Genomic DNA, 14045 nt, shown 5'->3' with positions numbered 1-14045 from the left:
TTGAAGACGCCCTGTGACTTGGCTTAAGCTCCTTACACAGGGCGTTTTCGTGAGTGTTGCGCGGAAATTGATTTCCGTGTACGGATAAAGGTACACTGAGTAAAAGGATAATTTGTAATTTTGATTCCATTGAAACTATGGTGAATCAGTTATATCATCAAAAGGAGTGTGAGGCTCGTTGGCTACTGAATTGGAGTATTTTGAACAAGCGATTTCACTTAAAGAGTATATGGATCGCATGGAGCAGCTGAAAGACAGCAGTTTTTCAATTTATGAAAAGTTTGACGTGCCGAAAGACGATGAATTCATTACCCGACTGAAAGAAGTGAAGCCGCGAATTCTCGTGATTACTGAGGATTGGTGCGGAGACGCGATGATGAACAATCCGATTTTACGAAGAATTGCGGAAGCCGCGGATTTAGACGTTCGAGCTGTGTATCGGGATCAAGACACCGAACTCATTGACCGCCATTTAACAAATGGAGGACGTTCAATTCCTGTGTACTTACTGCTTGACGCGGATGGGAATGTCTCTGCAAAATGGGGACCTCGTGCTGCAACGATTCAAAAACATGTGATGGAATTGAAACAACAAATACCGGCTAAAAATTCACCGGACTTTGAAGAAAAGCAACGTGCTGTACATAAACAAATTACAGCCGAGTACACGACGAAACCTGAGCATTGGCTAACGGTTTATGAAGACATTCGCACTACATTCCTGCCGGTGGTCCAAGAGGCTTAAAAGCGCTCGTGCACCTGGAGCTGAGTGAACAGAAAGAGGGAAACAACGTATGAAGCGTGCTCGTATTATTTACAACCCGACAGCGGGAAGAGAAGCTTTCCGCAAAAATTTGGCGGATGTACTCATGCGGCTTGAACAAGGCGGGTACGAAGCATCTGCCCATGCAACAACGTGCGAAGGTGACGCAACAACTGCTGCAGCTGCAGCTGTGGAACGCGGTTTTGATTTAATCATCGCTGCAGGCGGAGATGGTACGCTGAACGAAGTCGTCGCAGGCGTTTCAGATTTCGAAGAGCGTCCGCCGATTGGTCTGATTCCAATGGGGACGACGAATGATTTCGCTCGCGCCCTTCGAATCCCGCGCGATATCAACAAAGCGCTCGATATTATATTAGAAGACAAAAAAATCCCAGTCGATGTCGGTAAGATGAATGACCGATTCTTCATCAACATCGCGGGCGGCGGGCGAATGACGGAACTGACGTATGAAGTCCCAAGCCGTTTGAAAACAATGCTCGGTCAACTCGCATACTACTTGAAAGGGATCGAGATGCTTCCTTCCATTCATGCTAGCCGCGTGAAAATTGAATATGATGATCAAGTATTTGACGATGAAGCGATGCTCTTCTTAGTTGGGTTAACAAATTCCGTTGGCGGCTTTGAAAAGCTGGCCCCCGAGTCGAGCATTAACGACGGTAAATTCACATTGCTGATCTTGAAAAAGTGCAACATCGCAGAATTCATCCGTGTCGTGACACTCGCAGTTCGAGGCGAACACTTAAACGATCCGCTCGTGATTTCATGCAAAGCCCAAACCGTCAAAGTGACATCTGAAGAAGAAGTCCTCGTGAATTTGGATGGTGAATATGGCGGGAAAGCGCCAGCTGTCTTCGAAAACCTTTCATGCCATATCGAAATGTATGTACCGTTCGATAAGCTTCGCGACCAAGATCGTACCTGGTAATCTATGAAAACTCCGCCGAACTGTGCGGAGTTTTTTTCGTGGGATGAGTTTTGGTGAGGAGCAACCCGCCCGTTCCGAGGGAGAACCCGCCCGTTCCGAGGGAGAACCCGCCCGTTCCGGAGGAGAACCCGCTCGTTCCGGAGGAGAACCCGCTCGTTCCGAAGGAGAACCCGCTCGTTCCGAGGGAGAACCCGCCCGTTCCGGAGGAGAACCCGCTCGTTCCGAGGGAGAACCCGCCCGTTCCGGAGGAGAACCCGCTCGTTCCGAGGGAGAACCCGCCCGTTCCGGAGGAGAACCCGCTCGTTCCGGAGGAGAACCCGCTCGTTCCGAGGGAGTACCCGTCCGTTCCGGAGGAGAATCGCTCCATACCGCTGGCGAAGCGATCCATTCGAGCAGCGAACCGCTCCATACGCCTGGCGAAGCGATCCATTCGAGCAGCGAACCGCTCCATACCGCTGGCGAAGCGATCCATTCGAGAAGTTAACCGCTCCATACCGCTGGCGAAGCGATCCATTCGAGAAGTTAACCGCTCCATCCCACTGGCGAAGCGATCGATTCGAGCAGCGAACCGCTCCATACCGCTAGCGAACCGCTCCATTCAAGCAGCGAACCGCTCCATACGTCTGGCGAAGCGCTCCATTCGAGCAGCGAACCGCTCCATACCACGCACAAACCGCTCCATTCAAAAATCCCCACTCACCCATCACAACAAAAAAAGCAGCGAGCACTTGGCTCGCTGCTGACCGCTCACTGTTATTCGATAAACTCCAAAGCCTGATCTTGTTTCGATGCAAGTTTAGGAAGATCTTCAACAGGAATCCATTTGAATTGGAACACCAATCCTTCATCCTTCCCATCTCCATGCACTTTATAATCCCACTCGCGTTCGTGATCACCGACATAATCGAAGTGGAAGACGTTGCGTTCGAGGACTTCATCTTTATCTTTAGGGAAAAAGTTCGTTTTATGCAATTTACCGCATAACACAAGTTCATCCCGTTGGATTCCAGATTCCTCCTCAATTTCTCGATATAAGGCATCGATCAATAGTTCGTCCCGCTCGATCGTGCCTCCTGGTACTTGTAGTCCTGCTTCAGGGAAGTCCCTATGCTCGAACACAAGAAGTTGGCGGTCTTCTTCTTCACCTTTTGTAATATAGGCAAGTACTTTCCGTTTAAGTTTCATTGCGTTCACCTCGCTTAATTGTACAAGTATACACTACAATTGACAATAATTCAAGTATTCAAGTAATAAACCGTCACAACTCCATCACTTTTATTTACCCAAATAGGCGTAATTTAATCCAAAGTGGGGAAAGTAGATAGTACATCATGGATGTTAAGATAAATCCCACTTTTGAAAGGATGTGTCCCGATGTACAAAAAACAAGAGCGAGTCCTCATGTGGTTGGCGTTTGGCGTCGCGGGCGTAATGCTGCTCTCGATCGTTGGAAGAATATTTGGTTAGCACCCAACCCCCAACCACCAACGAGATACTTTATAGAAGAAGGAGGCAACGCAGATGGGAAATGAAGAAGCGGTATTTTTCTCGCGCGTCTTGACCGAAACGACCTTATCATTCCATATCATTTACGCGACCATTGGCGTCGGTGTTCCGCTCATGATAATGATTGCACAGTGGGTAGGAATCCGAAAAAATGATGAACACTATATTTTACTCGCAAGACGATGGGCCCGCGGGTTTGTTATCACTGTAGCCGTCGGTGTCGTTACGGGTACCGCCATCGGATTACAACTATCGTTATTATGGCCGAATTTCATGGAATTAGCCGGTAACGTCATTGCTTTGCCGTTATTTATGGAAACGTTCGCATTCTTCTTTGAAGCGATCTTCCTCGGCATTTATCTATACACATGGGATCGATTCGAAAACCAGAAAAAGCATTTGCTCTTACTCATCCCAGTAGCACTCGGTGCGATGTTCTCTGCCGTATTTATTACCATCGTGAATGCGTTTATGAACGCGCCGCGCGGATTTGATATTGTAAATGGAGAACTCGTTAATATCAGTCCATTGCTTGCTATGTTCAACCCGGCAATGCCGACGAAAGTTGCGCATGTTGTCGTCACTGCATTTATGACCGCTGCATTTATCCTGGCTGCAATTGCCGCGTTCCGTTTGTTGCGCGGATCGGATCATGTTTATCACAAAAAAGCGCTTCTGCTTACGATGAAAGTCGGATTCATCTTCTCAATCGGTGCAGCAATCATCGGAGACTTCTCTGGTAAGTATTTAGCTGAGTATCAGCCGGAAAAGCTGGCCGCTGCAGAATGGCATTTTGAAACGACCGACAAAGCCGAGCTCATTTTAATGGGGATTCTGACAGAGGACAATGAAGTCAAGTATGCACTCAAAATCCCATACGGACTTTCCATTCTCGCCGCAAACAATCCGTTCGCGGAAGTAACGGGACTCGATCAGTTCCCGGAGGATGAAGTACCGCCGCTTTACATCCACTACTTATTTAACTTGATGGTGTTCATCGGCATGTGGATGGCATTCTTATCTGCCGTTTTCCTAATCGGGAAGTGGAGAGGATGGCAGTTCATTGCATCGAAATGGTTCCGCTGGCTCATTGTGCTTGGAGCTCCATTATCCGTTCTTGCCATTGAATTCGGATGGTGGTTTGCAGAAGTAGGCCGTCAGCCGTGGATTTTACGAGACATTATGAAAGTATCGGAAGCCGCAACGACAAGCGGTCAAGTGGGTTCCATGCTGATATTGTTCTGTCTGCTTTATCTCGTACTCGGAGTAGGAAGTGTCGTAGTATTACGCCGCATGTTCCGTCGCAATCCAGTGGAGAAAGAACTGGAAGACCGTCATGCGATGAAGGGACGTGATGTACGATGAACCTTGAAATACTAGGAATCACCGTCTTGTGGACGTTTTTGTTTGGGTACATCATGGTCGGCGCCATCGACTTCGGGGCAGGCTTCTTCAATGCCTACACCGTCATTACTGGAAAACAGCGTGTGTTAACAAAAGTCATCCAGCGCTATTTGTCCCCGGTATGGGAAATCACGAACGTCTTTCTCGTGTTTTTCTTCGTAGGCATCATCGGGTTCTTCCCGAAAACCGCATTTTATTACGGAACGACCTTACTCGTACCTGTCAGTTTCGGAGTAATTCTCCTGGCCATCCGAGGTTCCTACTACGCGTTTGAAACGTATGGATCCAGAGGCCATAAAGGGTATTCGTTCATGTACGGACTTGCGGGGATCCTCATTCCAGCATCCTTATCCATCGTGCTGACGATATCCGAAGGAGGATTCATCGAACTCATTGACGGGAATCCGGTACTCGACTATTGGAAACTGTTCACGAGCCCGCTGACATGGTCCATCGTAGTACTCAGTATTTCCGCAACACTGTATATTTCAGCCGTGTTCTTAACGTGGTATGCGAACAAAGCACGTGACAGCGAAGCGACGGGGCTGCTCAGAAGGTATGCACTCACGTGGGCACTGCCGACGATGATTGCAGCAGGAGGAATTATCGTTGAACTCAGAAGACATCAGCCTGAGCACTACAGCAACATCCAAAATTTCTGGCCAATGTTCCTGATTTCATTCCTGCTGTTTGTCGGTACCGTAATTTTGCTTTATACAAAGCGCCAATATGGCTGGGCGTTCGCAATGCTCGCAGGTCAGTTCGCGTTTGCATTCTATGGATACGGGGCATCGCATTATCCGTACTTGCTGTATCCATACTTGACGCTTTACGACAGCTTCACGAATCCGGCCATGGCCATCTCACTCGTCGTGGTGTTCATACTCGGGCTCTGTCTGCTCATCCCGTCACTGATCCTCGTCATGCGCCTATTCCTGTTTGATAAAGACTACGTGAGCGGCAAAGGAGATTATCATGCATAAGGGGGCGATCATTTGGAAAACTTCATCATGTTTTACGCACCATTCATTGTCTTAATTGCGTTAATCATCGTCGCATTCTTCGTCGCGCCAATGGACGGCTGGGTGACTGACCGGAAGAAAGAAGATAAGAAGAAATAAGGAAAGGGGCTGCCGAGGCAGCTTCTTTTTTGTGGAATGAAATCCTGGCGAACCGCTCCATTGTGTTGGGGAAGCGATCGATCCTTTGGGCGAACCGCTCGATTGTGTTGGAGAAGCGATCCAATCGCCAGGCTATCCGCTCTATTATGTGAGCTAAGCGATCCATTATCCGGGCTAACCGATCCATGTTGATCAAGGACACCTCATTTCAGCTCAAGCGAGTGGGAAAAGTGATCATCTTCCCCAGCCAAAGAACGAAAACCGAGATTAATTTGTGGCGCCGCTTCGCGTCGCAGTTTCGTGCGGAGATTCCACTAAAGCTGGGAATGTGATCAAGCAGCCAGCGAATTCGCTCAAGCGAGCCGTAATGTGATCAAGCAGCCAGCGAATTCGCTTAAGCGAGCTGCAATATGATCAAGCAGCCAGCGAATCCGCTCAAGCGAGCCGTAATATGATCAAGCAACCAGCGAATCCGCTCAAGCGAGCTGTAATATGATCAAGCAACTCGCCCTGACCTATGGTAAACTACAGTACAGACCGAAAACTGGAGGACACGAACTCATGACCTATGCAGTAAACCAAAACGACCGCTTAGTCGTTCACATAGAAGATCTCACGCACGACGGCTCGGGCGTCGGAAAAGTCCAAGGCTATCCGCTATTCATCCCCGGTGCATTACCGGGCGAAGAAGTCGAAGTCAAAGTGGGCAAAACCCTTAAAAACTACGGATTCGCTAAATTACTCACTATCATCACACCTTCACCGGAGCGCATAGAAGGACCTTGCCACGTCTATCCTGAATGCGGAGGCTGCCAAATCCAGCACTTGACGTACGAAGCGCAGCTCATTCAAAAACAGAAAACCGTCCGCGACGCCATCGACCGGATTGCGAAACTCCCGGACGTCCCGGTGCATCCGGTTCTTGGCATGGAAGACCCATGGCGATATCGCAATAAATCCCAGATTCCTTTCAGCGAACGCAATGGACAAGTTGTCTCCGGATTTTATCGCTCGAAAACGCATCATATCGTCGACACTGACGTCTGCATCATCCAAAGTGAAGAAGCTGACGAACTTATGGCGATGCTGAAGCGCGAACTCCAAATACTTGGAATCGACGCGTATGATGAACACAAACATAAAGGCTTCTTGCGCCACTTAGTCGTCCGAAAAGCCCGCGCAACAGGTGAACTTATGGTTGTCCTCGTTACAGCACGACGTAAATTCCCAGAAGCAGAGCAGGTCATCCAAGCCATCAAACGCGTTGTCCCAGACGTCACGTCCATCATGCAAAACGTCAATACACAAAAGACAAACGTCATTTTTGGCAATGAAACCTTAACGCTCTATGGCAAAGACGTCATCATCGATTCAATCGGCGGCGTTGACTTTGAAATCTCGGCACGTTCGTTCTATCAAGTAAATCCTGTGCAGACAGAAACGCTATACAACCAAGCACTCAACTTCGCCCAGCTAACAGGAACCGAAACAGTCATCGATGCGTACTGCGGAATCGGTACCATCTCGCTCTTCCTCGCAAAGCAGGCAAAAGAAGTATACGGAGTTGAAATCGTTCCGCAAGCAATCGAAGACGCAAAACGGAATGCTGCACTGAACGGCATCGACAATGCCCGCTTTGAAACAGGGGCTTCTGAAGACATCATTCCGAAATGGTACAGCGAAGGTAAAACGTTCGATGTCCTAGTAGTCGATCCGCCGCGAAAAGGCTGCGATGAAAAGCTGCTTGAAACGATTCTCACGCACAAACCAGGCCGCGTCGTTTACGTATCATGCAACCCGGCAACCTTAGCACGCGATCTCCGTATCTTAGAAGACGGTGGCTACAAAACACAAGAAGTCCAGCCAGTGGACATGTTCCCGCACTCCACACACATCGAAGCAGTTGCTTGGCTGGAAATATAAAAAAACAGACGCGGTTCTCCAGTTCAACTGGTGAACCGCGTCTGTTTCGATTTCAGAACCCGATGACGCAGGGGATTTAAATGTATCCGAGTCACTTCCTTCGCCTGCTTGAATATACTGAGTCAAACGTCTAAGTAGGAGTGATGGAGAAAATGAATTTGAACCATGTCAACCAGCACAGACAGCCGGAAATCATTACAAGTTCATATGGAGATGTCAATGGAGATGGAATTGTGGATGTCGTGTATTTGACGGGAGTCAAGTCAGTTGACCCATCCAGTCCCTATTTGCAGCAAATTTCGCTGCACATTCAAGACGGGGCAACGAACCAAGTACACACGATTGCGTTGAATGAAGACGGGAACTCGGGTTACAATCCGACCATCTTTTTAGGGGACTATACGGGCGATCGCATTCCGGATATATTGGTCAGCATAGATTCAGGAGGATCGGGTGCATTTACGTTCGATTATGTGTATTCGTTCCTGAACAATGAAGCTAAGAAATTATTTGATTTTGACCAATATAATCAGGAGAACCAGTACACCGTCAATTATCTGGACTTCTTCAAAGTCAGCGTTCAAAGTCCTGTAACGGGTAAATCTTATTTGCTGGATATCAGTGATCGCGGTGCAGAGTATTTATCACAAATCTATTATCAAAATGGAAAGTTGAAGCAGCCGGTTACAGGAATGGCGGATGGGGTCAGCGGGTTTTATCCAGTGGACCTAGATCGGGATGGCGTCTATGAAATCCAAGCGTATCAGCAAATTAGCGGGCTTTACCACGCGGATGCGTTTGGATATATCATTAACACATTAAAATGGTATGGCCATAAGTTTACCGTTTGGCAGCAATGGTTTGCAATCTATGGTTCATCACAATAGGTAGAGCGTGCAGGCTGTGTACCGCACAACTCAAAAGTCAGCTAGAGTTGTGCAGGTCACAGACGCACGTCAAACCTTGATTTTACGGTCTTTCCAGTTAACCGAGCGCAAAACATGTACGCGAAACAAAGAATATAAAAAGACGCCTGTAAAAAATAAAAACAGAACAGGAAAAACGATGAAAATCGGCCACTTAAAATTTCCGCATCTTCGTGCAAACCAGCCAGTTTGAACAGCAAAGAGCATATACAGCGCTCCGCTTAGCAGAATGCGTACAGGCTCTGCTGCAAGTAAAGAGGAAATCAGCTCTCCAACACTGATAAAGCTGCCAGACATCCAGATAACGACCATTAGCATAATGACCGGGTGTGTGGATTTCGATCCAATTGCGAAGCTCTTGCACCAGCCTTCAACCATGCTTTTAAACCCTTCCGGATACATGCGAAAAGAGATTGTGCCTTTACCTGCCATGCAGCGAACCGGTAAATCCTTGTCCAGAAAAGCCTGTCCAAGTGCCAGGTCATCCATAATGGCACTCTGGATGTTTTCATGTCCACCTGTCGAAAAGTAATCGTCCCGATTGCATAGAATACAAGGACCAAAAGATCCCGCCGTTTTAAATGATCGTTTTCCGACTGAAAACACATTCATTCCGACAATGACAACGATGTTAAATACGGCAGACAGGTTTTCGTACAATTTATGGACCGTGTGATAAGGCTGAAGCGACAGAATCCCTTTCGCTCCTTTTTTTTGATAAAGAAGCACTAGTTTTTCAAGGCCGTCTTCGTCACTGAAAAACGTATCTGCATCTAGAAATAGCAGCCATTGTCCTTTTGCCTGTTTGGCCCCATGCCAGCAAGCGAGTGACTTTCCAGCTCCGGTTTGCTTCGTTCGATTGCGAACCACTTCTGCTCCATACGAAGCGGCAATTTCGGCCGTATTGTCGGATGAATCATCATCGACCACCAAGAGCTCAAATGTTTGAAAGTTTTGCTGTTTCAAGGAATGCAATAATGGTTGAATCCGACGGGCTTCATTACGCGCAGGAATGATAATAGACACGAATGGCAGAGGAGTCTGACTGCGTTTCAGAGACAGGGGAACTGGCAGGGACCAAAACATGAGTATGCCAATCACAATAGCCAATAAACCTGCTATAAGATTAACTCCATCTGAAATCGTCATCTCATCCCTCCCTCATACATGCATGATTAACGATTTCATCTCATTAGTTATGTCCGTTAATAACCAAAGAGAATCCCTTTATCGTCACTGATCAGTTCTTGTGCAGTAATTTTTGCAGACAGCAGAACAATCGGAACGCCTGCTCCGGGATGCGTACTGCTGCCTGTAAAGTATAGATTGGAACAGTCTTTCGCCTTGCTTTGCGGCCGCATGTGACTGCTCTGGAACAGAGTTGGCAGCAACCCGAAAGCAGCACCGTTATACGCATTGAACTTAGATTCGAAATCGAGCGGAGTCATGCACTTTTCAACAACAATCTCGTCTTCAATCGATTCAAAACCCTTTATGGATTTCAGCGTATTCAGCAAGTACGAGCGGTAATCGGCAATCGTTTCCTCGTTCCATTCGTAGTTGGAATCGGCCGCATTTGAGACAGGCATCATGATGTACAGTCCGTCTTTTCCTTCAGGGGCTAAGGATGGATCCATTTTTGAGGCGATATAGACATAGAACGAAGCCTTTGTCAGTTTATTTCCCTCAAAAATGTCGTGCATATTCTTTTCCAAGTTTTCATCAAAGATAAAATTATGGATGTGTTCAATTGTCTCGTATTTACGGTCCATCCCTAAGTACAAGACCATGCAGGAACAAGAATATTTCATGTTGTCGATTTTACGGTCCGTATAGCGGCCTTTAGCTCGTTTGTCCTGGACCAGGTGTTTCATAGCATAAGGAAAGTCCGCATTACAGACGACATAGTCAGCTTTGATTTCTTCCACACCTATTCGAACCCCCAAGGCCTGTTTTTGTTCAATTAAGATCTCATCAACAGGCGCGTTGTAATGAATTGTCCCCCCCAGTTCTTGGAACAATCGCTCCATAGCTGTCGCCATCGTATACATACCGCCTTTGATAAACCAAATTCCATACAAGAATTGAATCATGGGAATCATCGTGTAAAACGAAGGACTTTTAATTGGCGAGATTCCTATGTACAGCGTCTGGAAACTAATAATCTGTTTAAGCCGCTCATCTTTAATATAGTTCCCGATGAACTGATTGGCGCTTCCGCTGATTTTCATCCCCATCCCTTTTTTTAACATGGACAGATTATAAAAATCACTGCTTTTACGGAAAGGACGCTGGATGATGCTGTCCATAGCGATGTTAAACCCTTTGTAGATTTCACTCAGATAGCTGAAAAAGCCTTCCGCGTCTTCCGGGCTGAACGACTCCAGCGTTTTTGTCCAATCAACCAGATTACTGGAAACGTTAATAGGTCGAGAAGAATCATTGCTAAAGTAAACCCGGTACATCGGATCGAGCTTTTCCATAGGAATGTAGTCGTCGGGATCACGCCCGCATAGTTGAAAGACTTCCCGGTACACATCTGGCATCATCACGAGGCTCGGTCCTAAATCGAATCGGTAGCCATCCATTTCCAGCTGGTTCATTTTACCGCCAGGGGTCGCTTCTTTTTCATATAATTCGACTTGATATCCTGCATGCTGCAGCCGAATTGCACTGGCCAGGCCGGCAGCACCTGCACCGACCACAATCACCTTTTTCCCCAACGCGTTTCACACCTTTCTTCAAATCCATTCGTTTAGAAAAGTCATCAGACGCATTCATAGCATTGGCGTTTTTCAATCACGCCGAATTCAGTCAGATCTTTGATCTCTCTCAACAATCTGGTCGCGTACTTGCTGACCGCTCAATGTCACCATCGGCATACCGCCGCCGGGATTGACCGTTCCACCGACAAAATACAAGTTATCGTAGCGTTCACTATGCTTAGGATGCTTGAATCCTTTGTTCATCTTCTTATCTGAAAGCGTTCCGTAAATAGCTCCTCGATCTGATCCATAAATTCTTCTGATGTCTTCAGGTGTCCAAATATCCTGTGCCACGATATTCTTGCGTAAATCCGTCAACCCCATTTTTTCCAGTTTAACTAACACCCTGTTCGCAAACTTCTCATAATCGCGCTGAGTCAATGGGTTTTCTTGAATATGAGGAATATGAGGCAGAACTTTAATATTCTCACACCCTTCAGGAGCTTGTGAAGAATCCGTTTTATTGACATTCACGAGATAAATGACGGGATCATCCGGAAGTTTGTGCTGGTGGAAGATCTTTTTCATTTCACGCTTCTGATTTTTCGCGAAAAAGAAATTGTGGTGGCTCAGCTGTGGATATTTTTTCTTAACACCTAAATGCATGACCAAACCGGAACTGGACGGCTCGAATTTCTTTTTCAGTTTGTTTACATACTTTTTGTCTTCCTGCAGCAGCTGTTCATAAACAGGAATCACTTCCATATTGGAAATGAAATAATCCGCAGTCAACGTGGTGCCATCTTCCAGAATCGCTCCCGTAATCTTGCCATCGTTTTTCGTCAGCCGGGTAATGGCTTGTCCTGTATGGAAATTCACGCCGATTTCTGAAGCCAGCTGTACCATGCCTTTTCCAAGAAGATGCATCCCGCCGGGTACATACCAGGCGCCTTGGTCTTGCTGCATAAAAATCATCATATTGAGTAACGCAGGGGCATCATAAGGGGAGGAACCGACGTATTTACTGAAATACGACAGCATATCCCGGAATTGTTTGTTGCTGATCCGCTTATCGATAGCTTGGTGAACAGTTGAAAACAAATCGAAGTTTTTAAATGTGCTGGCGACCCCGTGAAACTCTCCAATTTCTTTCGTACTGTCCAGCCCTTTGTTAAAATACCCTTTTTCAATAGTGTTATAGAGATTCTCAGAATAGCTGAGCAATTTTTTGAACTGACGGATATCTTTTTTATTCAAATTAGGATTTTTAAACTCCATGTCATGCAGGTTTTCATATAAATCAATGATGTTCCCGTTCGGAAAGAATGAGCGCCACTGGTGATTCAATTTAACGGTCGGCACATAATCCTTCATTTGTTTGCCGCTGCCGGTAAATAATCGTTCAAACACTTTCGGCATCGTTAAGATAGAAGGTCCGAGATCGAACCCAAATCCATCTAACTCCAACCGGTTCAATTTTCCTCCGATGTGGCCATTCTTTTCGTATAGCGAGACCTTATAGCCACTTTGTGCTAGTGAGATGGCTGCAGACAAACCTCCAAGTCCGCCACCGATGATTAAAACAGTTTTCCGATTTGCCATGTATCCCATCTCCTTTGTAAGTTCTTGAAAGTGATTCAATTGAAAAAGTCACTATGTAAACGAAAAAGTATAAAAGCCGTTAGAAAATTCAGTATAGCATCCTGTTTCGTTCTATGCGTCCGTGGCACTTTATGATTTCATTACTTTATAAAGAAGGGGGGAAGAACAAATACTACTGAACCGGATACATACGAATCCAGAAGAACCTGGAACGGGCGAGTCTTACTATTATCTTGCTGCATGTAAGGAGTGCTTGGTAAATTTGTTCTTTTGCAGTTTGTGTATCATTTTCTTTTGCGATACAGACCATAAGATCGATATCGGAATAAGCATCTTTGTAGCCTGTCACACCAGAACCCAATTGCACAATCCCTTCCACTGCAGCCACGGAATGAATCATGGTAAGCGTTCTATCGAAATAATCATCTCTTTCCTGGGAGCTAAACATAGTCCACCTCATCGATATGTGTATAGAAACAGGTTCTAGTTAGGACTGACAATCTTTTCATTCCATATTTTAATTATGGTATGATTTTCCTTGTAAAGCAAATATAATTCAGAATTAGTTGAGGAGTCTGCCAGTTATACGTTCAGTTCACAATTCTCTTGATGAAGTTGAGTGCTGCCAAACGAAAAGGTGAGTATCACATTAAAGTTATTGATAAATCTCATACTGTTAGTTGGAAGGACCTTCCTTGAAACAGTTATTTTTGAGCAAGAAAAAGGAATTCTCCTGAAAAGGGCAAATTTAACAGTGATAGTAGAATAGGAGTTGATTATAACGGATAATAAACAATCCTCAACATTAGATAAATGGAGAGAGAAATACGCAGCCTTGGTTACTGCATTCGCTTGCTTAATCGGTGTAATGATTGGTTGGGGGAATAATTGGGCTTTTACAAGTATTTTAGGGTTGGGTGTTTTAGTCTGTGGAACAATTAGTTTTTTTGATGTAAAGCGGGTTATCTATAATAAAAACAAATGATTTTGTCTTTTCCTACTTCAATCATCGGGATCACTTGTATGATGGAAAGTTTCGACGTTGAGAAAAATGTGAAGAAGGTGGTTTATATTTCTAATAAATACTTTAGTTTTATTACAGTAATAACGATTCTGGTACTACTTTTATTATCTACTAGGAAGATTAGC

14 protein-coding genes are annotated in these 14045 nt (G+C 45.9%); 8 read left to right on the top strand and 6 right to left on the bottom strand.

From position 1 onward, the window contains the following. Positions 1 to 178: 178 nt before the first annotated feature. Both PGH26_RS12610 and PGH26_RS12605 read left to right on the top strand, forming a co-directional pair. Complete coding sequence (locus tag PGH26_RS12610; protein ID WP_323691403.1) at positions 179 to 745, top strand: thioredoxin family protein; 567 nt, start codon at positions 179 to 181, stop codon at positions 743 to 745. 49 nt (positions 746 to 794) lie between these two features. Continuing rightward, positions 795 to 1709, top strand: a complete 915-nt coding sequence (locus PGH26_RS12605; protein ID WP_323691402.1) for a diacylglycerol kinase — start codon at positions 795 to 797, stop codon at positions 1707 to 1709. Between the two features lies 1 nt (position 1710). Here PGH26_RS12605 and PGH26_RS12600 read toward each other — a convergent pair whose 3' ends face one another. Then, positions 1711 to 2307: a hypothetical protein gene (locus PGH26_RS12600; RefSeq protein ID WP_323691401.1), complete on the bottom strand. Its 597-nt coding sequence runs from the start codon at positions 2305 to 2307 to the stop codon at positions 1711 to 1713. 155 nt (positions 2308 to 2462) lie between these two features. After that, positions 2463 to 2894, bottom strand: a complete 432-nt coding sequence (locus PGH26_RS12595) for an NUDIX hydrolase (protein ID WP_039044035.1) — start codon at positions 2892 to 2894, stop codon at positions 2463 to 2465. 336 nt (positions 2895 to 3230) lie between these two features. Between PGH26_RS12595 and PGH26_RS12590 the strand changes: the two genes are divergently transcribed. The 5 genes from PGH26_RS12590 to PGH26_RS12570 all read left to right on the top strand — a co-directional run bounded on the left by PGH26_RS12590 (position 3231) and on the right by PGH26_RS12570 (position 8550). After that, positions 3231 to 4580 carry a cytochrome ubiquinol oxidase subunit I gene (locus PGH26_RS12590; RefSeq protein ID WP_323691400.1) on the top strand — a complete coding sequence of 450 codons (1350 nt, stop codon included), beginning with the start codon at positions 3231 to 3233 and terminating at the stop codon, positions 4578 to 4580. Continuing rightward, the gene (locus tag PGH26_RS12585; RefSeq protein ID WP_323691399.1) at positions 4577 to 5602 is read left to right on the top strand and encodes a cytochrome d ubiquinol oxidase subunit II; all 1026 of its coding nucleotides are present in this window, start codon (positions 4577 to 4579) and stop codon (positions 5600 to 5602) included. The genes PGH26_RS12590 and PGH26_RS12585 overlap by 4 nt, the downstream gene beginning before the upstream one ends. Before the next feature lie 12 nt (positions 5603 to 5614). Further along, positions 5615 to 5740: a cytochrome bd oxidase small subunit CydS family protein gene (cydS, locus tag PGH26_RS12580; protein WP_323691398.1), complete on the top strand. Its 126-nt coding sequence runs from the start codon at positions 5615 to 5617 to the stop codon at positions 5738 to 5740. A gap of 561 nt (positions 5741 to 6301) precedes the next feature. Continuing rightward, positions 6302 to 7663 (top strand): 23S rRNA (uracil(1939)-C(5))-methyltransferase RlmD, encoded by a 1362-nt coding sequence (rlmD, locus tag PGH26_RS12575; RefSeq protein WP_323691397.1) that lies wholly within the window; start codon positions 6302 to 6304, stop codon positions 7661 to 7663. 152 nt (positions 7664 to 7815) lie between these two features. Continuing rightward, complete coding sequence (locus tag PGH26_RS12570) at positions 7816 to 8550, top strand: FG-GAP-like repeat-containing protein (RefSeq protein WP_323691396.1); 735 nt, start codon at positions 7816 to 7818, stop codon at positions 8548 to 8550. A 69-nt stretch (positions 8551 to 8619) separates the two neighbouring features. Here the strand turns inward: PGH26_RS12570 and PGH26_RS12565 are convergent, their stop codons facing one another. The 4 genes from PGH26_RS12565 to PGH26_RS12550 all read right to left on the bottom strand — a co-directional run bounded on the left by PGH26_RS12565 (position 8620) and on the right by PGH26_RS12550 (position 13344). Continuing rightward, positions 8620 to 9738, bottom strand: a complete 1119-nt coding sequence (locus PGH26_RS12565; protein WP_323691395.1) for a glycosyltransferase family 2 protein — start codon at positions 9736 to 9738, stop codon at positions 8620 to 8622. A 56-nt stretch (positions 9739 to 9794) separates the two neighbouring features. After that, complete coding sequence (locus tag PGH26_RS12560) at positions 9795 to 11312, bottom strand: phytoene desaturase family protein (protein WP_323691394.1); 1518 nt, start codon at positions 11310 to 11312, stop codon at positions 9795 to 9797. Between the two features lie 87 nt (positions 11313 to 11399). Next, positions 11400 to 12896, bottom strand: a complete 1497-nt coding sequence (locus PGH26_RS12555; protein ID WP_323691393.1) for a phytoene desaturase family protein — start codon at positions 12894 to 12896, stop codon at positions 11400 to 11402. A 172-nt stretch (positions 12897 to 13068) separates the two neighbouring features. Beyond that, entirely contained in the window at positions 13069 to 13344 is a 276-nt protein-coding gene (locus PGH26_RS12550) for a hypothetical protein (protein WP_323691392.1), read from the bottom strand. A gap of 324 nt (positions 13345 to 13668) precedes the next feature. Here PGH26_RS12550 and PGH26_RS12545 point away from each other — a divergent pair, with 324 nt between their 5' ends. After that, complete coding sequence (locus PGH26_RS12545; RefSeq protein ID WP_323691391.1) at positions 13669 to 13881, top strand: hypothetical protein; 213 nt, start codon at positions 13669 to 13671, stop codon at positions 13879 to 13881. The last annotated feature ends 164 nt before the right edge of the window (positions 13882 to 14045 follow it).

Source organism: Sporosarcina jeotgali, from assembly GCF_033304595.1.
GTDB classification, from domain to species: Bacteria; Bacillota; Bacilli; order Bacillales_A; family Planococcaceae; genus Sporosarcina; species Sporosarcina jeotgali.
This window is presented reverse-complemented; position numbering and strand designations above follow the sequence as displayed.

Bases quoted from the DNA above. Each gene is read 5' to 3' on its own strand.
- PGH26_RS12605 (WP_323691402.1), top strand. From the start codon at position 795: ATGAAGCGTGCTCGTATTATTTACAACCCGACAGCGGGAAGAGAAGCT.
- PGH26_RS12600 (WP_323691401.1), bottom strand. From the start codon at position 2,307: ATGGAGCGGTTCGCTAGCGGTATGGAGCGGTTCGCTGCTCGAATCGAT.
- PGH26_RS12595 (WP_039044035.1), bottom strand. From the start codon at position 2,894: ATGAAACTTAAACGGAAAGTACTTGCCTATATTACAAAAGGTGAAGAA.
- PGH26_RS12590 (WP_323691400.1), top strand. From the start codon at position 3,231: ATGGGAAATGAAGAAGCGGTATTTTTCTCGCGCGTCTTGACCGAAACG.
- PGH26_RS12585 (WP_323691399.1), top strand. From the start codon at position 4,577: ATGAACCTTGAAATACTAGGAATCACCGTCTTGTGGACGTTTTTGTTT.
- rlmD (WP_323691397.1), top strand. From the start codon at position 6,302: ATGACCTATGCAGTAAACCAAAACGACCGCTTAGTCGTTCACATAGAA.
- PGH26_RS12570 (WP_323691396.1), top strand. From the start codon at position 7,816: ATGAATTTGAACCATGTCAACCAGCACAGACAGCCGGAAATCATTACA.
- PGH26_RS12565 (WP_323691395.1), bottom strand. From the start codon at position 9,738: ATGACGATTTCAGATGGAGTTAATCTTATAGCAGGTTTATTGGCTATT.
- PGH26_RS12555 (WP_323691393.1), bottom strand. From the start codon at position 12,896: ATGGCAAATCGGAAAACTGTTTTAATCATCGGTGGCGGACTTGGAGGT.
- PGH26_RS12550 (WP_323691392.1), bottom strand. From the start codon at position 13,344: ATGTTTAGCTCCCAGGAAAGAGATGATTATTTCGATAGAACGCTTACC.